The sequence below is a fragment of the Enterococcus sp. 7F3_DIV0205 genome (genome assembly GCF_002141365.2).
Classification (GTDB): domain Bacteria; phylum Bacillota; class Bacilli; order Lactobacillales; family Enterococcaceae; genus Enterococcus_L; species Enterococcus_L palustris.
This window is the reverse complement of sequence record NZ_CP147244.1, coordinates 457,910-478,720: the sequence shown is the minus strand read 5'-3', so window position 1 is coordinate 478,720 and position 20,811 is coordinate 457,910. Positions and strand designations below refer to the sequence as shown.

14 protein-coding genes are annotated in these 20,811 nt (G+C 37.0%); 1 reads left to right on the top strand and 13 read right to left on the bottom strand.

The window, feature by feature from the left end:
* Window positions 1-2: 2 nt before the first annotated feature.
* The 10 genes from A5821_RS02200 to dnaE all read right to left on the bottom strand — a co-directional run bounded on the left by A5821_RS02200 (window position 3) and on the right by dnaE (window position 14,871).
* Window positions 3-1,124: a CAP-associated domain-containing protein gene (locus A5821_RS02200; protein ID WP_086312877.1), complete on the bottom strand. Its 1,122-nt coding sequence runs from the start codon at window positions 1,122-1,124 to the stop codon at window positions 3-5.
* A gap of 19 nt (window positions 1,125-1,143) precedes the next feature.
* Entirely contained in the window at window positions 1,144-4,572 is a 3,429-nt protein-coding gene (locus A5821_RS02195; RefSeq protein ID WP_086312876.1) for a pyruvate carboxylase, read from the bottom strand.
* A 100-nt stretch (window positions 4,573-4,672) separates the two neighbouring features.
* Entirely contained in the window at window positions 4,673-5,866 is a 1,194-nt protein-coding gene (locus tag A5821_RS02190; protein WP_086312875.1) for an FtsW/RodA/SpoVE family cell cycle protein, read from the bottom strand.
* 3 nt (window positions 5,867-5,869) lie between these two features.
* Window positions 5,870-6,172, bottom strand: coding sequence for a YlaN family protein (locus tag A5821_RS02185; RefSeq protein WP_086312874.1), 303 nt, complete (start codon window positions 6,170-6,172; stop codon window positions 5,870-5,872).
* 253 nt (window positions 6,173-6,425) lie between these two features.
* The gene (locus tag A5821_RS02180) at window positions 6,426-6,581 is read right to left on the bottom strand and encodes a hypothetical protein (RefSeq protein ID WP_170922937.1); all 156 of its coding nucleotides are present in this window, start codon (window positions 6,579-6,581) and stop codon (window positions 6,426-6,428) included.
* Window positions 6,582-6,627: 46 nt separating this feature from the next.
* Window positions 6,628-7,140 (bottom strand): GNAT family N-acetyltransferase, encoded by a 513-nt coding sequence (locus A5821_RS02175; protein WP_170922936.1) that lies wholly within the window; start codon window positions 7,138-7,140, stop codon window positions 6,628-6,630.
* A 216-nt stretch (window positions 7,141-7,356) separates the two neighbouring features.
* Window positions 7,357-8,376, bottom strand: coding sequence for an alcohol dehydrogenase AdhP (adhP, locus tag A5821_RS02170; protein ID WP_086312872.1), 1,020 nt, complete (start codon window positions 8,374-8,376; stop codon window positions 7,357-7,359).
* A 186-nt stretch (window positions 8,377-8,562) separates the two neighbouring features.
* A complete protein-coding gene (gene pyk, locus A5821_RS02165; RefSeq protein WP_086312871.1) occupies window positions 8,563-10,320 on the bottom strand; it encodes a pyruvate kinase in 1,758 nt (585 codons plus the stop codon).
* 83 nt (window positions 10,321-10,403) lie between these two features.
* Complete coding sequence (gene pfkA / locus A5821_RS02160) at window positions 10,404-11,366, bottom strand: 6-phosphofructokinase (RefSeq protein ID WP_086312870.1); 963 nt, start codon at window positions 11,364-11,366, stop codon at window positions 10,404-10,406.
* A 172-nt stretch (window positions 11,367-11,538) separates the two neighbouring features.
* Window positions 11,539-14,871, bottom strand: coding sequence for a DNA polymerase III subunit alpha (dnaE, locus tag A5821_RS02155; protein WP_086312869.1), 3,333 nt, complete (start codon window positions 14,869-14,871; stop codon window positions 11,539-11,541).
* Window positions 14,872-15,025: 154 nt separating this feature from the next.
* Here dnaE and A5821_RS02150 point away from each other — a divergent pair, with 154 nt between their 5' ends.
* A complete protein-coding gene (locus A5821_RS02150; RefSeq protein ID WP_025868754.1) occupies window positions 15,026-15,217 on the top strand; it encodes a YjzD family protein in 192 nt (63 codons plus the stop codon).
* A gap of 131 nt (window positions 15,218-15,348) precedes the next feature.
* Here the strand turns inward: A5821_RS02150 and A5821_RS02145 are convergent, their stop codons facing one another.
* The 3 genes from A5821_RS02145 to A5821_RS02135 all read right to left on the bottom strand — a co-directional run bounded on the left by A5821_RS02145 (window position 15,349) and on the right by A5821_RS02135 (window position 20,776).
* Window positions 15,349-16,545: a multidrug efflux MFS transporter gene (locus tag A5821_RS02145; RefSeq protein WP_086312868.1), complete on the bottom strand. Its 1,197-nt coding sequence runs from the start codon at window positions 16,543-16,545 to the stop codon at window positions 15,349-15,351.
* A gap of 137 nt (window positions 16,546-16,682) precedes the next feature.
* The gene (locus A5821_RS02140) at window positions 16,683-18,089 is read right to left on the bottom strand and encodes an NCS2 family permease (RefSeq protein ID WP_086312867.1); all 1,407 of its coding nucleotides are present in this window, start codon (window positions 18,087-18,089) and stop codon (window positions 16,683-16,685) included.
* Window positions 18,090-18,502: 413 nt separating this feature from the next.
* A complete protein-coding gene (locus A5821_RS02135; RefSeq protein WP_086312866.1) occupies window positions 18,503-20,776 on the bottom strand; it encodes a bifunctional metallophosphatase/5'-nucleotidase in 2,274 nt (757 codons plus the stop codon).
* Window positions 20,777-20,811 lie beyond the last annotated feature (35 nt).

Here is a 20,811-nt window from a genome sequence, read left to right as displayed (position 1 = left end):
ACTTATTCACTTTCCTCTGTTTGAGATATTTCTTTCTCTGTTTCTTGTAATAAGACTAACATACTTGCTTTAGAGAACGCAACGCCAATGTCTTCTTTTTCTTGATGGGCAAATCGCGAATGGTACAATGAATCAGAAAACCATGATAACACGGTAAATGTAGGGTCATAAACTGGCTCTGTGTACATTCCAGTGGCTTTTTTCTTGTCTAATTGACCCACTTTCAATAACTTTTGGTACTCGTCATTGGTTAACGTAAAAACAGTCTCAGCTGTCATTTGCTCTTTACTAAACTGCCAATTTTCTGCTCGCTCTAGCGAAAGAATGTTTTTTTGATTTTTAAGCAGAGCATCAAAAAGTTTTTGAGCATTTTTTTGACTTTCAGTGTTTACCCGATAGGCTGGTAAACCTTCTTTAAGCTTCAACAGATTGATGATTTGGATAACTTGGTGGCTTTTAATTGCATCAAAACCTGACACTTGGTCGGTTACTGAAATAGGAATGACTTCACCTTCAACTAATTGATAAGGCATTATTGTCAATAGTGTTTTTTTATCTAAATACGTAACGGCTGCAAGCTTCCCAGTACCATGATTAAAAAATAAGAGCGCAAATGTCTTATTATCAAACGCTATTAGCGGACGATAATTCATATCTTCTTCCATTAGCTCAACATTATAGTTGTTTTCTTTATATGTAAACGCAAAATTTGAATAAATAGTCATCAACTCTGAAACGTCCGATAGTTTCATCCCAATTGAAAATGGCATCGTCTCTTTTGACTCATTAAACGCTTTGATTGCAGAAATTTTTCCATCTCGAACATTTATTTCGAGATAATCCGTATCTTTTTCACCATACACCCATAGTTCATAGCCCATGCCTGTTTGTTGCTTTTCAATCGGCTCACCGAACTTAGTCACAAAATCAGCTGTTTCTTTACCTATGTACGCAGCATAACCAGAAGTTGAAATTTCTTCATACGGTAACGCAGTATGGGAGACAACCTGCCTCCCATGATCTGCTTCTTGCTGCATGTTATCAGCAGGGAAAAAGACAGGCTGTAAATAACCACCTATCAGGACTACAAAGAAAACGCCTAAAAAAACTAAAAATCGTTTCATCTTTTCCCCCACTTTTCGTTTAATTTTCTTTTACTTCTATTAATAGATCACCAGAACTGATTGGTTCGTCTTCAAAAACGTAAATATGTTCAACGATTCCATCAAAACGTGCTTCGATTGTTGTTTCCATCTTCATCGCTTCTGTGACTAACAATGCATCACCTTTTTTAACTTTATCTCCTTTATTAACTAACACTTGGAGAACAGATCCTGACATTGTTGCACCGATTTGTTCTTTATTCGTCGGCTCTGCTTTACGTTTTGCTTGAACAGAAGATTTGATAGAGGTATCCTTTATAACTATTTCGCGGCGTTGACCATTTAGATTGAAGAACAACACTCTGTTCCCCTCAATATCAGGGTCACCAATTTCATCTAAGCGAATAATCAACGTTTTACCTTTTTCAATTTGAACTTCTACAGATTCACCTTGACGAATTCCTTGGAAAAACGTTGGTGTATCTAATAATGTCACATCTCCAAAATTTTGATACGATGTGCGATAATCCAGAAATACTTGAGGATACATCAGATAGCTCAAAATTTCTTCCAATTTTGGCTCATAACCGATTTTTTCAGCCAATTCGTCTTTTACTTTATCAAAATTAACTGGTGCTGCTAAACTTCCTGGTCTTTCAGTAAACGCTGGACGTCCTTTTAAAATAATTCTTTGTAAATCTTTAGGAAATCCACCTACAGGTTGACCTAAATCTCCTTGGAAAAACGTTACTACTGATTCAGGAAAACTCAATTCTTCTCCATTATCGTAGATATCTTTTTCAGTTAAATTATTTTGAACCATGAAAAGTGCCATATCACCAACAACTTTTGACGATGGTGTGACCTTCACAATATCTCCAAACATCAGGTTAACGGTGTGATACATTTTTTTGATATCATCCCATTTATGTCCTAATCCAACTGCTTTCGCTTGTTGCTGTAAGTTAGAATACTGTCCGCCTGGCATTTCATGCATGTAGACTTCTGTTTGCGGCGCATTTAAACCATTTTCGAATGGTTTATAATACATCCGAACATCTTCCCAATAGTGATTGATTTTTTGTGTATTGTCAATATTCACATCTGGCGTCCGATCACCATTGACCAGAGCATAATACAAACTACTCATACTAGGTTGGCTGGTTGCGCCACTCATTGCACTTGTCGCCACATCGACAATATCTACGCCTGCTTTAGTTGCTGCTGAATAAGTGATAATCCCATTGCCGCTTGTATCATGCGTATGCAAATGAATCGGTAAATCCGTTGTATCTTTTAGTTCGCTAATCAAACGATACGCGGCTTGTGGTTTTAGCAACCCAGCCATATCTTTAATGGCAATAATATGAGCGCCCATCTGTTCAAGCTCTTTAGCCATATTTTTGTAATATTCAACATTATATTTTGCTCGAGTTGGATCATTGATATCACCAGTATAACAAATAGCCGCTTCCGCAATTTTACCTGTATCTCTAACTGCTTGAATACTTTTTTCCATTTGCGGCAGCCAGTTTAGGCTATCAAAAATACGGAACACATCAATACCTTGACGTGCTGATTCTTTAATGAACTCTTCAATAACATTATCAGAATAATTTTGATAACCGACTGCATTTGATCCTCTAAATAGCATCTGCAGCAGCGTATTTGGCATTAACTTACGAATTTTGCGAAGTCTTTGCCATGGATCTTCATTTAAGAAGCGATATGCAACATCAAAAGTAGCCCCGCCCCACATTTCACTAGAAAATAGCTCTGGTAATCCTTCACCAGTTAAGCGCGCAATTTCTTTGAAGTCTTGTGTTCTTACACGAGTTGCTAATAAACTTTGATGAGCGTCACGGAAAGTCGTATCCGTCAATAGCACATTTTCTTGTTTCTTGACCCAATCGATTACACCTTTTGCACCATCTTTATCTAAAATATTTTTAGCAGTCACATAATCACTTCGTAACTCTAAGTCAGTTGGAATACGTGGTGCATCAAAATATTTTTTCGTTGATTTTTCGATTCCTGGAAATCCATTAACCGTTACTTCACCAATGTATTTCATGGTTTTGTTGCCTCGGTCTCTTAATTTCGGAAATTCGAATAATTGTGGTGTATTATCAATAAAGGTTGTTTTCGCTTCACCAGATTGAAATTGTGGATGAGCAATCACCTTGTGCAAAAATGGAATATTTGTTTTTACACCGCGAATTCTAAATTCTCTTAAGCATCGTTCCATCTTTTGGATAGCTTTTTCAAAAGTAAATCCGTGCGTACAAACTTTTACCAATAGAGAATCGAAATACGGAGTGACTACTGCACCAGAATAAGCATTACCAACATCAAGCCTCACACCAAAACCACCTGGTGAACGATACGTGTCGATCTTACCGGTATCTGGCATAAAATGGTTCAATGGATCTTCCGTTGTGATTCGACATTGAATAGCTGCTCCATTTAAAGTGATTTCTTCTTGGTGAGGAATCTTCATGTCTTTATGCAAATCAAGACCTTGCGCAATTTGCAATTGAGATACGACAATATCAATATCTGTGATCATCTCAGTAATCGTATGCTCTACTTGAACACGTGGATTGACTTCGATAAAATAAAAATGGTCCCCTTCGACTAAAAATTCAACAGTTCCAGCATTAACATAGCCAACATGCTTCATTAATTGAACCGCAGCATCACAGATTTCTTTGCGTTTCTCTTCACTCATTGACACACAAGGAGCTACCTCTACAACTTTTTGATGACGACGCTGAACCGAACAATCACGCTCAAATAAATGAATTACATTTCCATGCTTATCCCCTAAAATTTGAACTTCAATATGTTTTGGATTGGAGATATATTTTTCTACATAGACTTCATCAGAACCAAATGCAGCCTTCGCTTCACTTTTCGCCCGATCATAACCTTCTCTAGCTTCTTTTTCGTCATGAGCCACCCGCATGCCACGGCCACCACCGCCAAGAGCTGCTTTGATCATAATTGGAAAGCCGTGCGTTCTACCAAAATCTAAAACACCCTCAACTGAGTCAACAGGTCCATCAGAACCTGGTATTGATGCTATACCCGCTGCCACAGCGGCTTCTTTTGCTTTGATCTTATCTCCAAATATATCTAAATGATGTAATGTTGGTCCTACAAAAATAAGACCTTCTTCTTCACAACGACGAGCAAATTCTAGATTCTCAGACAAAAAACCATAGCCTGGATGAATCGCATCAGCTCCTGATTTTTTGGCAATTCGGATAATATCCTCCATATCAAGGTAGGCTTCAATCGGCTTTTTACCTTTACCAACTAAATAGGCTTCGTCAGCCTTAAAACGATGAACAGAATATTCATCTTCTGCTGCATAGATTGCTACTGTCCCGATGTGCATCTCTGTACAGGCTCTAAAAATTCGAATTGCAATTTCTCCACGATTTGCTACTAAAACTTTTTCCATTTTTTCACTCCTACCCGTTTATTGATGCTAAAACAGAATTGTTCAACTCTTAATGAAACTAGTCTTTACATCTATTTCAGCTCTTGTTACCCTCATTTATTTATTGATTACCAAGTAATTGGTATTCTTGGTCCATTTTTTGTTTTTTCTCGTCCGCACTGATGTTTAATACAAAAGCTACAGCAATAGAAATAATCAATACACTATTTCCCCCTTGACTCAGAAAAGGGAACGTTACTCCTGTCAAAGGAATCACTCCAGTAATTCCGCCGAGATTGATAAAAACCTGAATCAACAGCATTGATCCAATCCCAATACACATTAGCGAATTAAATGGTTTTTTAGATCGTACACCAACTAAAATAATTCGAGCAATCATAAACATCAAGATTGCTAATATAATCAGTGCTACAAACAAACCTAATTCTTCAATCGTGATTGCAAAAATAAAGTCAGAATGTGCTTCAGGTAAAAAACCTTTTTTCTGAATACTATTGCCTAACCCTTTTCCGAACCAGCCGCCATTGTTAATCGCATAATAAGAATTAGCCAACTGATGACCAGCATTTCGTTCATCCTTAAATGGATTCAAGAAAATAGCGAAACGTTGATACACATATTGATACCTATCAGGAATAAAACTGCCTCCGGTTAAAAGTAAAGTTTGAATAACAGCAATACTACCTAAAATTCCAGCACCGCCAACTACATATGTATACATGTAATTAACACCACTAGCAAGTACCATGATAATCACCAATAAAGTCAAAATAGCTGCATTTCCCAAGTCGGGTTGAATCGCAACAAGAAAAATTAAAAAACCAACCAAAAGCATCGGTCTAAATACAGCTTTTTTAAATTCTTTATCGATATACTTCTGTCTTCGTCCTAAAATATACGCTAAATACCAGATCACCATGATTTTTAAATACTCAGCAGGCTGCATTGAAAATGAACCAATTTGAATCCACCCTTTGGCTCCATTGATCTCCGCACCTAATGATGTAAATCGAACAGCTAACAGTAAAACTGAGATAACGACGATTGCAAACATGATAAATCCTTTAACTTGAAAGACAGTGGTTTTCATCTTATAGATAAAAAACATTGCAACTAAACTTAAAAGCCAAAACTCCAATTGCGTAATAACCATGCCGGTCGGCGGTTTTCCTTGTGAAACTAACAAAGAGGATGTTGAACTGTATACCATGATCAATCCCACTGCACTAAGGACTAAGTACGGGATCAAAATGCTATAATCTAACAGATGCCTCTTTTTTATCTTGTTTGGCAAAGTTTAAACCTCCTTGCCACTTTCTTTTTTTTCTTGTGTTTCCTCATAAACGTCACTATATAATTGATTAAGTTCTTTTTCTAAATCACTTAGCAATTGATGTCCTTGTTTGGAACTTAAGATACCTAACCGAATGGCATAGGTCACTTGACGAGAAAAACCATACATTTGTGTATCTACGACTTCCTCAAAAGCCTTACACTGGGAAATACATAGGCTATTTTTTTGATTACGGATCAACATCATGATCCTTTGTGCATCATCGTTTAACAGCTGAATAGCAAAATCTTTTGAAATGGATTCCATGTGCACTAAACCTCCCATCTTAATTATGTAATTATAGCATAATTTGTGCCTTTATTAACAGAAATTTTCTGAAAATCGTCTGTTTAATTTTTTTTTAATTATTCACCAATGGAAATGATCAAAAATTTCACCGTTCTTACAGCTATTCTCGAAATAAACACGAATTGATCACTAAATTCACCAAAAACAGCCTAATTGAAGGATCCCTTCAATTTTATTTTCATTTCTTTATCACAGATATATTTTTTTTATTTTAATTTAAACCATAAACGATTGCGTAATAAATAACATAAAACCAACTCAACGCGCCGTGAAATATTGCCCAAAGAATACTGTGCCAATTAACATATGAAATAACTAAAGCTAAAGCACAACCGAATGAAATACCTGCTTTTGCACTCTCTTTCATAATTGTCCCTCCTCTAATTGATGAATTAACGTATAAAGTAATTTATTTAAACTGGAATAAAAACAGTACCAGCAAAATCTTTGATGTTACATGGATTGATAATTTTAGCTAGTAGATATTCTGGCGGTAACTCCTTATCTGAAATAATTCCATATGTACTTGCTTGTACAAACCCATGACGACTATAGTAGCTTGGATCCCCAATCAAAATAATCATTTGATAGTTAAATTTTTTAGCTTCTTTTTCAGCAATAGCAATCAACTCTCCGCCTAGCCCTTGATTTCTTTGATCTAAGCGGACTGTTAAAGGAGCTAAAATCAATACTTCGCTTATTTTATTCTTGTTTGAGATACTCGTTTTTGACAACATAATATGTCCCACGATTTCCTCATTTTTTTCAGCAACAAAAGCAAGATTCGGCAAATAGTTCTCACTTTTCCTTAAGCGCTCAACAAAGTTCTGCTCATCACCATCTTTAACTTTTGCAGTTTCAAAAGCTTCTTTCGTGAAGTGATAAATCTTAGCAAAATCAGCCTGATTTTCTAAACGAATGATCATCCGCATCCCTCCTTCTCAAACTAGTATTTATATTGTACAGAAATACTATTATTAATAGTAACAGAATCTATTTTAAGAAGCTATTAATGTACCTAAGATGAACATTTTACAGACAAGAAAGTTCTCTTTTTTTACATAAAAACCCCTTAAAAAACAAAACTTAAAGTCTTCTCTTAAGGGGCTCTTACTATTCTATTTGATTTTCATTAGTCAGTTTTATTTCTTTAAATCAACGACCATTCTTCCTTTGATTTTCCCTTGTTCCATTTCTTCAAAAATGTCGTTAACTTCATGTAAGCAACGTGTTTCTACAACTGGCACCACTTTGCCTTCTGCACCAAATTGGAATGCTTCTTCCAGATCTTTACGGGTCCCTACTAGTGAACCTACGATTTGGATCCCATCTAATACAGTTTTTACAATAGCTAAGTCCATTGTTTCTGGTGGCAAACCAACTGCAACAACTTTACCAGCAGCTCTAACTGAATCGACGGCTTGGTTAAATGCAACTTTAGAAACAGCTGTAACAACCGCAGCGTGAGCGCCCCCAACTTTCTCTTGGATCCATGCTCCTGCATCGCCATCTGTCAATGGGTTACAAACTAAGTCAGCACCTAGCTCTTTAGCAAATTCTAGTTTATCATCATTGATATCAACGGCAATCACTTTAGCATTGAAAACATTTTTGGCATATTGAATCGCTAAATTACCTAAACCTCCAATACCATAAATAGCAACCCACTGTCCAGGTTTTACATCTGAAACTTTAATTGCTTTATAACAAGTAACCCCCGCACAAGAAATACTACTTGCTTGGGCTGGATCTAATCCTTCTGGGACTTTTACAGCATAGTCCGCTTTAACAATACATTGCTCCGCCATCGCACCATCTACTGAAAATCCAGCATTTTTTACTTGGCGACAAAATGTTTCTCGACCTGTAATACAGTACTCGCAAGTTCCGCACCCTTCAAAGAACCATGCAATACTTACACGATCCCCAACTTTAAGACTCTCCACACCTGGTGCAATTTCTTTAACGATTCCAATACCTTCATGACCGATCACTCTGCCTGGTACTTCCCCAAAATCTCCATGAGCCACATGTAAATCAGTATGACAAACGCCGCAATATTCTACATCGACTAACGCTTCACCTGCTTCTAGGGGTCTAACGTCTACTTCTTTGATTTCTACTTTTCCATTATTTTCTTTAGTTACAACAGCTGCCTTCATTCTATCACTCCTGTATTTAATATTATATAGTAACAATTATATTTTACCATGTATGAAATCGTTTTAATAGTCTTTTTGAGAAGAAATTCACAATAAAAGAAACTTTGTTCAAATGTAATAAAAAAGAGTGAAAATGAATCATTTTGCATGATTCATTCCACTCTTTTAATTGGTATCATTATTCTTTTAGATTGCTGTTGTTGCACCACGGTATACAATACCACGACGAGGATCAACAGTGATCAATTCATCGTTAGCAATCAAGTTTGTTGCATCAGCTGCACCAACAATTACTGGAATATCTTTCGCAATTGCAACAACTGCTGCATGAGAAGTTAATCCGCCTTCTTCTACAACTAAAGCAATTGCTTTGTCAATTGCAGGCATATAATCCTTATCAGTTGTTTTTACAACAAGGATAGACCCTTCTGTTGCATTTGCTACAGCTTCTTCAGCTGTATTCGCTACAACTGCCTTAGCAATAACTGAAGCTTCGCCGATTCCTTGACCTTGAACTAATTTTGATCCGATCATTTGAATCTTCATTAAGTTTGTTGTACCTTTTTCGCCTACTGGTACACCAGCTGTAATAATGATCAAGTCGCCCTCACTTGCAAAACCTTCTTCTTGAGCAGTGTGAGTCGCTAAATTGAACATTTCATCTGTACTTGCTGGTTTGTCAGCAACAGTTGCATAAACACCCCAAGATAATGATAAGCTGCGAGCTTTTTGTTCTGTGAATGTAATCGCAACAATATGAGATTTTGGACGGTATTTAGAAATCATACGAGCTGTATGACCTGATTCAGTTGCAGCAACGATTGTTTGAATACCCAAATTACGTGCAGTATGACCAACTGATTGACCAATAGCTTCAGCCATATCTGTTTTGCTGTATAATTTTAATGCGAATGAGTCTTGGTTGATCAACGCTTCTTCTGTACGAACAGCGATGCGAGCCATTGTTTGAACTGCTTCTAATGGGTAATCCCCAGCCGCAGTTTCACCTGAAAGCATTACTGCATCTGTTCCGTCATAGATTGCATTGGCAACGTCATTTGCTTCCGCACGTGTTGGACGTGGGTTACGTTGCATGGAATCTAACATCTGAGTTGCAGTGATAACTGGTTTACCTAAAGCGTTACATTTTTTGATCAACTCTTTTTGAACAACAGGAACGTCTTCAGTTGGAATTTCAACACCCATATCACCACGAGCAACCATCAAACCATCAGAAACTTTTAGGATTTCGTCAATATTGTCGATTCCTTCTTGGTTTTCGATTTTAGGAATGATTTGGATATGTGTTGCATCTTGCTCTTCTAAAATTTTAGTAATTTCTAAAACGTCAGTAGCACGACGAACAAAACTTGCTGCGATAAAGTCAACACCTTGTTCGATACCGAAACGGATATCAGCGGCATCTTTATCAGTAATACCCGGAAGGTTTACAGAAACACCAGGTACGTTAACACCTTTTTTGTTTTTTAGAACGCCTTCGTTTTTAACAAGCGTAACGATTTCATTTGCAGTGCGGTCGATATCAGTTACTTCTAAATCGATCAATCCATCATCTAAAAGAATATGAGAACCGACGTTTACATCGTTAATTAATTCTGGGTAAGTGATTGAGAATTTTTCGTTTGTTCCTAAGACTTCTGTCATAGAAAGACGTACCGCATCACCAGTTCTTAAAGTGATCGCACCATTTTCCATTTCGTTCGTACGGATTTCAGGGCCTTTTGTATCAAGTAAGATCGCTACACGTTTTCCTGTAATTTTTGCAGCTTCACGAATATTTTTGATACGGTTGCCATGTTCTTCAAAATCACCATGTGAGAAGTTCAAACGGCAAACATTCATTCCTGCATTCATTAAGTTTACTAGCATGTCAACAGTTTCGCTAGCTGGTCCGATCGTACATACGATTTTCGTTTTTTTCATTACCAAACGCTCCTATTCCATTTTTGTTTATACATTATGAAGATTATCTATTTTCCTCAAGGGATACTTCGTATAACTTACTTTTAAAAAGAAATCTCTTGATTTAAATCATAAAGTGATAAGTCCGGTTTGTGTTTGTGGTTTTCCAAAGTATCCACGATATCAGCTGATACTACTTGGTTATCTAGCATGCCAATACATTGTCCGCCTTTTCCTGCTTTCAATAATTCGACAGCATATGAACCGAATTTACTTGCTAGTACACGATCACGAGCACTTGGTGAGCCGCCACGAACAACGTGTCCTAAAATAGACACACGCGTATGGAAGTCTCCATGTTCAGACAATTTATCAGCAAATTCATTACCGCCCATAACGCCTTCAGCTAAGATGATCAAGCAATGTTTTTTACCACGATCACGGCCTTCTCTAATACGTTTAGCGACATTGACCATATCAAAATCATGCTCTGGAATGATGATTTCATCCGCACCACCGGCCACACCTGACCAAAGAGCGATATCGCCTGCGCCACGACCCATTACTTCAATAACGAATGTACGAACGTGTGAAGTTGCAGTATCACGAATACGGTCAATCGATTCCAATACGGTATTGATCGCAGTATCAAAACCAATCGTAAAATCTGTTCCTGGAATATCATTATCGATTGTCCCTGGAATACCTACAGCTGGGAAACCACGTTTTGTCAGTGCCATGGCACCGTGATAAGATCCGTCACCGCCGATAACAACTAAACCTTCGATGCCGAATTTTTTCAATTGTTCGATTCCTTTTAGTTGGCCTTCTTCTGTTGCGAATTCTGGATAACGGGCAGAATATAAGAAAGTTCCTCCACGTTGAATTTTGTCGCCAACATCTGCAATGTCTAAGCGGCGGATATCACCAGCCACCAAACCTGCAAAACCGTAGTTAATACCATAAACTTCGATCCCGTCAAAAATCCCTTTACGTACCACTGCACGAATTGCAGCGTTCATTCCTGGGGCGTCTCCCCCACTGGTTAAAATACCGATACGTTTCATTCGTTCTTTCACCTCATATATTATACTTTTAAGCTGTAACGTGTATTTGTTACAGTTATTCATTACTCAAAAATATTACGTCACTCATTTTACCATTAATAGTGCAAAATGTCTTGATTTAAGAAGAAATAATTGAAAAAAGATGAAAACAATTAGTATTTTTTACCGTAAATCATTTGAAAACAACATTTTGATCGCCCAAAATCGCCTCTAATTGCTCTTTTACAATCAATGTTTCCGATACCCAGTTCTCTTCACTCAAGACTAATTTTTTCCTATTTTTTTCAAAGTAGATAATTACAGGTGTATTGCCTTTGTGTGTTTGGAGCACATCATGAATACGTTGTAACACTTCTTTTTGATCTTTTGTTTCGATGATTTTTAAATAACAAGTCGTTGCACTAATTTTATTTTCAATATCACTAGCTTTTTCAATTTTATTTACTAATAATTGAAGCTCTTGATTGTAATTGCTTTTTTCTACTTTCCCTTCCACGAAATAAACTTGGTTTTTTTCAACATTTTGACGAAGCGTTCTGAAAACGGTTGGAAAAAGTGTTAAAGATAATGATCCAGTTAAATCATCCCCTTCTACAAAAGCCATTTGTTCCCCTTTTTTCGTCCGAATCACTCGGATATCCTTTACATAAATCAATAGACGTGCAGTTTGATTTTCCACCACATCACTGACTAGCATCACTTGCTTGGCTAATCGAGTTTTTTTAAATTCTTCTGTAGGATGACCAGATAAATAAACGCCTAAATACTGTTCTTCTTGCTCTAGTTTCTCTTCTAAAGAATAATCGGCAACCTCGACTTCTTTCAATTTCAACGTGTCTTCTAATAGATTCATGCTCCCACCGCTATAAATGATATTTTGAATCTCACTATCCAAACTAACTGACAGTTGACGGCGATTTGGCTGTAATTCGTCGAAAGCACCTATAGCAATCAAAGGTTGAATATTTTCTGCCTTCAACCACTTTCGGTCGATACGAAGTAAAAATTGATCAAACGTTTTAAACGATCCCCGCTCTTTACGTTCATCTAAAATATTTTGAATGAAATCACGACGGATCCCTTTCAACGAACTAAAACCAAACATGATTTGATCATTGTTATTTAAAAAGAAACTATATTGACTAGTATTGATCGACGGTTGTAAAATTGTCATTTTATTTTTACGAGCTTCACCAATGTATTCTTTAATTTTATTTGGATTGTGCCTTACTGAATGTAGAATCGACGCATAAAAAGCTCCAGGAAAGTGAACTTTTAAGTAGGCCATTTGAAACCCAATAAATGAGTAAGCAAAAGCATGAGATCGGTTAAAACCGTAATTAGCAAAACGTTCAATATAATCATAAATCGTAGTCGCGGATTCTTCAGTATGCCCTTGCTTTTTAGCACCTTCAACAAAATGTTTTCGCTCTTCATCCAGCACATCTTTCTTCTTTTTACTAACCGCACGTCTTAAAATATCAGCTTGGCCCAAACTAAAGCCCGCCATTTTAGAAGCTACTTGAATGATTTGCTCCTGATACACAATAATGCCATACGTGTTTTTTAAAATAGGCTCTAAAACAGCATCTGGATAATCAATTCGTTCTTGGCCTTTTTTTCTACGAATAAACAAATCGATATTTTGCATTGGACCAGGTCGATACAAAGCATTAACAGCCGCAATATCTTCAATACTCGTTGGACCAAGCTTTCTCAATACATTTCTGATTCCTGCCGATTCAAATTGGAAAACACCACTCGTTTCCCCTCTTCTGAACAACGCTAGTGTCTTCTCATCATCTAATGGAATCTGATTTAGTATAACTTCTTTTTCATAGACTCGTTTGATTGATTTGATTGTATCATCAATAATCGACAAGTTTCTCAACCCTAAAAAATCCATCTTTAACAAACCAATTTTTTCAACATCATTCATCGTAAACTGCGTCAAAAAAATATCATTTGAACCCGGCTGTAATGGAACGATATCTAAAAGATCTAGATCGCTGATCACCACACCTGCTGCATGAGTTGAAACGTGACGTGGTAGACCTTCTAGGCGAACAGCCGTATCATACAACAAACGATTTGTCTCTGAAGAATTCACCAATTCTACTAATTTTTTTGAATCAGAATAGGCTGTTTTTAATGTCATTTTAAGCGCACTTGGTACTGCATTAGACCAGCGATTTGATTCACTTTGGGATAAACCAAAAACCCTAGCAACATCTCTTAGAACCATTTTTGCTGCCATCGTACCAAAAGTGGCGATCTGTGCCATATGATAATGACCGTATTTTGTACGAACATATTGCAAGACTTCCTCTCGGCGATTATCTGGAATATCTAAATCGATATCTGGCATTGAGTGTCTTTCTGGATTTAAGAATCGCTCAAAAAGTAAATCATATTTGATTGGATCAACATCCGTGATCGATAACACATAGGAGACTAATGAACCGGCGGCAGAGCCTCGACCAGCACCTGTTACGATTTTTCTTTCATGAGCAAAAGCCATTACATCCCAGACAATCAAAAAATAATCATCGAATCCCATCGTGTGAATGATATCAAGCTCTTTGGCTAAGCGTTCTTCATACTCAGAAGTGATAGTCGGGATACGCTCAGGTAGTTTTTCCAGACATAATTCTTTTAAAAATTCTCCAGCTTGTTTACCATTTGGAATCGGATAGTGAGGCAACAAACGCTGATGTAACGGAATGTCCAGAGAACAAGTTTCCGCAAGTTTCTCCGCATTGTGAATAGCTAGTTCCCCTACTTTTACACGTAACTGTTCTGCCGCGTCTACTTGGTTTCTGAGGTAAAAAGGGCCTTCGATCTCAGTTTCTTCAGCATTTAATGTCATTTGTTGACCTTCATTAATATGAGCTAGTACTTTCAAAGCAAAGCCGTCTTCACGATTTAGATAGCGTGTTTCTTGCAAAGCAAGGAGTTGTAGATGTTTTGTTTCATAAAATTGGAAAAGTAGTGGATCCGTTTCTGAATTACATGTAAATGAAACACCAGCAAAAAAACTAGCTGGGTCAAAATAGCGCACTAACTGTTCTAAGCTTTCAGTTGCCTCATTTTCACTTGATTTTAATGAGAGAGCGACTTCTCCTTTATCGGAAGGCATCACAGCAAATAAATGATTCAGGTGTTCTTTAATCTCTTCTAAATAAAAGATTCGCTCACTGTTCATTTTTGCAGTAGAAATTTTCATTAAGTTTTGATAGCCTTGTAAATCTTTAGCATACAGTAATAATTGTGCCGTCTGCTCAGATTTAGTCGGAGTATACTCTAAAGTCAAACCAATAATTGGTTTGATGGCTTCTTTTTTACAAGCTTCAAAAAATTCTATAGCGCCATGAAGGACATTGATATCTGCGATTCCTAAGGTCGTGTATCCTAATTTTTTTGCTTCTTGTACTAGTTCAGGAATGCGGATGGTACTAGATAACAATGAATAGGAAGTAATTGTATATAATTGTGGAAAGGGCATAAGACATCTCCTTTTTATATGAGGCTGAAACAGATGCACAAAACCTGATCTCAGCGTTTTATTATGATGGTCATAAATCAAAAAAATGTACCTTTCAATTTCTTTACATTTAAGAAAATTGTGCTAAACTATACCTAGAAAAGAGGTGCAATCCATGCGTTACATTCTTGTATTGTTGTGGTCCTTTTTACTAGGACAAGTGGTCGGATATATCGGCGGCGCCCTAAACGGCGGAACATACGATTTTATGCTGACAACTATTATATCATTGATTACCGGTGTGATTATCTTATTAATTGGTCAATTCGCATTGCCAAAAAAAGAAACCACTAAAAGTGTTCAATAACTTTAAGGTTGGGACCTAAGCTTGTTCTTTAGAATACAGCTTTCGTCTCATCGCTTTTCACTTGAAAATGATGATTTTAAAAAACCAGTTACTACACACATTGTAACTGGTTTTTTTGTGTTTTCAACTATTTATAGTCTTTTATTTAAAATTTTGCGGAAATTGAATAAAGAAAGACAAATATTCCCCAATACAAAACAAGCTGTTACAATAAATACTGCACTATACCCCATACCATGCGCTACAGTCGAACCTATCATAGGACCTAAAACTTGTCCAAAATTACTAAACATTTGATTATAACTGTATATTCGGCTAACACCTTCAGATGGGGTGATTTTGCTGATCAACGTATTGATCGATGGCATCAAAGCCCCTGTTGAAAACCCTAGAAAAAAGCGTAACAATCCTAATTGAAAAGGGGTTTTAACAAATGCCATAGGAACATAACAAATCAGCGATAACAGCAGGCCTGCTAACAACACTTTATGATTACCGATCTTATCGCCAAGCTTGCCTAGGATTGGTGACGATATCACTGCCGATACACCAGCAACAGAAACAATTAACCCACTGACAAATAAAATATTGCCAGTATCTTGACTCAACGAACGGATATACAATGTTAAAATTGGGCTGATACTTGTAACGCCAATTTGTAAAATCAAAGTCGTTACAAACAATCCAATCAAAATTGAAACATGATCCATTGCTGAAAAAATTTCTTTTGTACTTAATAAATCCTTCTTTTCGATCGGTTGGAATTCTTCTTTTACCATAAAAATAGTCAATAAAGTCGTGATCAACAAGACAACTCCTGTGATGATAAATACATTTTCCATACCAAACCATTGAGCCAAGGCCCCACCTATAGAAGGTCCAATCAAGTTTCCGGCAATAGCTCCTGTCGATAAAGTCCCTAATGCCCAGCCGCTTTTTTCTTTCGGCGCTTGTGATGCGATCATTGCCGTTGCATTTGGAATATACCCTGAAAGGATACCATTAAAAAAACGCATGATCAAAAGCCAATACACATTTGGGACAAATGCCAATGAACCCATCGTAATCGTCATTCCGGCTGCCGCTCGAATCATCATAAGCTTACGACCTTTTCTATCCGCTAAATTACCCCAAATCGGTGCTACGATCGCCGCTGCAAATGCTGTAACAGATATGGCAAGTCCAGAAAACAACTCAACCTGATTCTTAGGTGTTCCCAACTGTTCAACATATACAGGAATAAAAGGCATTACCAGACTAATACTTGCACCAGTAAAAAAACAGCCCAACCAAGCAACCATTAAATTCTTTTTCCAATCAATTTTCATGTTCGTGCACACCTCACAAGTTCTTCACTATTAACTATACTCCAAAATACTCAATCTCTCAAAAAATTTTTCCGTAAAGACATAAAAAAAGCCTAGCTATCTAAAAAGACAGCTAAGCTTTATCACTTAAAAATGAATTATAAAATGGCCAAAATAATAAAATTCAATATAAATAACGCATTAACGACCCAAAGAATTGGAGAAATTTCTTTGAACTTACCTTTTGCAAGTTTAACTACTGCATAAAAAATGAATCCAGCAGCAATACCATAAGAAATGCTATAGCATAAGCCCATAAAAATCGATGCAAAAAATGCAGGAATCGCCTCTTCTAAATTCGTCCATTCAATATCTTTAAATGAAGCAAGCATCATGACACCAACTAGGATCAAAGCAGGTGCAGTGGCTTGTGCTGGAACGATTGCGATCAACGGTGAAAATAAGCTACTTAATGCAAACAAAGCGGCGACGACAACTGAAGTTAAGCCAGTTCGTCCACCAGCACCAATACCTGCAGCGCTTTCTACATAAGTCGTTGTATTCGATGTTCCAAAAACAGCACCGATCGACGTCGCAATCGCATCTGCAAACAAAGCCTTATCCATTTTTGTAGAAAATCCTTTACTGTCTTCCAGTGCTAATTCGTCTTCTTTAGAAAATATTCCTGTACGGCGGCCTGTTCCGATAAATGTACCGATTGTATCAAAGGTATCCGATAAACTAAACGCAATCACTGTCATTAAAACTTGAGGAATTTTTGATGCATCACTAAATAATGACTGCATCCCATCAGCACCAAATGCTGCGCCGAAAGTCGTACCCAACTCACTAATAGAATTCCCTAAAGAATTTGCCTGCCAATCAATTGTTGATAAATCAACAACGCCTAGTGGAATCGCAATGATCGTTGTTGCTACAATACCGATCAAAATAGCACCACGGATATTTAAAACAACTAAAACGGTGGTCAAAACCAAACCAATAACAGCTAAGATAATTTCTGGATTATTAAAATTCCCCAAAGCAGGAACAATACTATCTCCATTGACGACACCTTTAGTAGGCTCAGCTTGTACAGTAAAATCTAATAATTTTGCATTCTTGATTCCTACATATGCAACAAAAATCCCAATACCGCCGCCAATTGCATGCTGCATGCTTTCAGGTATTGCCTTGATGATCAATTTTCGGATTTTGGTTACAGTAATCAAAACATTGATCAACCCACAGATAAATACCATTGCTAAGGCTTGTTGCCATGTATACCCTAACCCAAAAACAACTGTAAAAGTGAAAAACGCATTTAGACCCATACCTGGTGCTTGTGCATAAGGAACATTCGCGAATAATCCCATGATCAATGTACCAATGATCGATGCAATTATCGTAGCTAAAAATACTGCTTGAAACGGCATACCCGTTTGAGATAAGATTGACGGGTTTACAAATAAAATATAGCTCATTGCGAAAAATGTCGTTACCCCTGCCACCATTTCAGTTGAAATAGTTGTTTTGTTTTCCTTTAACTTGAAAAACTTTTCCATGAAATTGTCTCTCTCCCTTTAACCCTAAAATTTCATCAAGAACATTCAATTCTCTCTTTAACACTGCTATTTAGAGATCGAACTATTTTAAAATAATAAGTGCATCTGTTGATTTCCTGATGAATACTTTTAAATTATAAGGTAGCATCGGTCCTATTTCAATAAAATATTAACTTTAAACCTCATTTTATTTATAAACGTTCGTGTTTTGTGTTTTTTTTAATCTTTCTTTATTTTCGCCAACTCTTAAAAATGTTCTTTTGTCATTGAATTGATTTTGTTTATATGTTGGTAATTCGTTCCACTCTATTTTTACAAATTTTTTTGATAGCTCTTCACAGTCTTTGATTTCTAATGAAATGAAAAAGCCTTTACAGTCACTGGATAAAAACGTAACTGTAAAGGCTTTTTAGCTATAGAATGTTTCGCTTCCACAAAACAACAAAGGTGGTACTAATTATTAAGACACCGAACAATCCCACAGGAACAGCTCGTTGCTCTCCAGTTTTCGGTAATTCTTTTTTTGACTCTGTTTTAGAAAGCTCTTTTGGATTAGATGTTTCTAAAACCACCTGCCTCTGAGGTAAAATCTCGATTGGAAACACAACTTTATTTTTCTCTTCGTCAAAAACTACTGCGGTCAATTTCTTTTTCCCTTTAAGATTCAATGAAGTAACATTGATTTTGATTCGACCTTCCGAATCAGCTTGCCCAACTAAATCGCCTTCAATGTTTGCATCTCTTGTAGTTGTTTGAGGGATTTCTCCATCGTAGAGTACAATCGTTGCATTTGGCAATGTGACACCTCTTAACAATTCATCGTCTTCATATAAAGGATCGAAAACCGTTGCCTTTTTGATTTTTTCTTCCGCTTCTTTTGTATCTGGCACTTCTGGCTCTGTCAGATCAACTAATTTTTTGCGATTTTCAATTGATGCTGTAATCAATTCACCCGCCGCTTCTTTGCTTTCTATATAACTAATAAAAGTCTCAGTATCAGGTTGAATCGCATTGACTAAATTCGCTCCAGTAAATCCAGAGAAACCATCCCCACCACCAAATAGAAAGTCATTGATTACAACTAAGTACGATTGATCCGCTTGAATTGGCGTACCATCTTTTTTATGCATATCGTTCACTTTAAATGGTTGATCTGGATCATCAGTAGCTACATAGGTATAGGTCAAACCAGAAATTTGTAAAAAGTAGCGTTCTTCTTCATCATACTGTTCATTTAAGACTTGCTCAATTTGCGTCCCTGTCATTTCAACTACTTGCATGATATTTCCAAATGGCTGTACCGCTTGAGCCGCTCCCCACGTAATATCTCGATTTTCGTTAACATCAAGATCAGCACGAATTCCACCATTATTTGTCATAGCAAAATCAGCTTCGATCCCTTTCGCTCTAGCCATTGCAACTTGTCCATCAGTAATCAAATTTCCCAGAGGAGATTCTTTTGATTCATTCACGTCTCGGGTGATTGCTCCATTTTCTTTCGCTGTTCCAATTTTTTTATTGGTTACTTCTGATACTCGCTCTTGAGCATCCTTTACAGTGGCCGCAACTTTTTCATCGATTTTAGGAACATCTTTTGCTGTAGGATCGACTGGTAAGACTTTTGCTTTTGGCGTCTCGATAAAATCATTAGTTTTAGGATCCAATGTTCCTTGTAGATCAATATACCCTTTTCCTTGTGCTGTCGATTGAACAACTCTTGTTTTATCGACTACACCATTTGTATATTGGTGATTATGCGCTGCGAAAAAAGCATCCACGCTATTTTCTGGATAGATTTCATTGACCTTTTTAATGATTTCTGCTGCTTCACCGTTCACTTTATCAGCTTTACTAGTGGCAGGAATATGTGCTAACACAACAATAGCATTCACACCTTGTTCTTTCAATTTACTAGAGTAATAAGCGATTGTTTCTGCTTCATCTAAAAAGTCATATGATTCATAATGTTCCTTTAAAACTAAGTTAGGAATTTCCGTTGTAACAACTCCTATAAAACCGACTTTTACTTTGTTATTTGCTATTCCCACTTCTTTGATTGTATAAGGTTGCCAACCAAAAGGAATTTCCTCTGTTCCTTTCTTAACAACATTTCCAATTACAATCTGAGTTTTAGACGCTTCTCTAGGATAAGCCATTAAAATGCCATACGGATCATCCGTTGGTTTTTCACCACTCATAATTCGATGAAATTCTTGAAGCCCTTCATCAAATTCGTGGTTTCCCAATGTTCCTACAGAAAAATCCATTTGATTCAACACTTTGATCGTCGGCTCGTCTTGAAGCAGCCCAGAACTGGCTGGACTTGCACCTACCATATCACCAGCTTGTACACGCAATGTTTGCCCATTAGTATTTGCTGTTTTAAATTGTTCCTGCGCTCGATTCAGATAGCCTGCAAGTAGTGGTGCTGTTCCAGCGTTCGCTACTTTTTTACCTTCATCATCGAAGAATGATCCAGTTGTATTTAAGGCGCCATGAAAATCATTGATTCCTAAAATTTGAAATGGAATTTTCTCCTCCTGAGCTTGTTGTTCACGTGACAGATTATTTTGTTCAGTCCCGTTGACTGTCTGTGCATCAGCAACTTCTGCATTCCAGACTCCTCCGCCAGTGATTCCCCCAATAGTAAACAATACAGTTAACAAAGAACTTTGCCACTTTTTCATCCCTATAACTCCTCTACTTTTGATTCCAAACATAC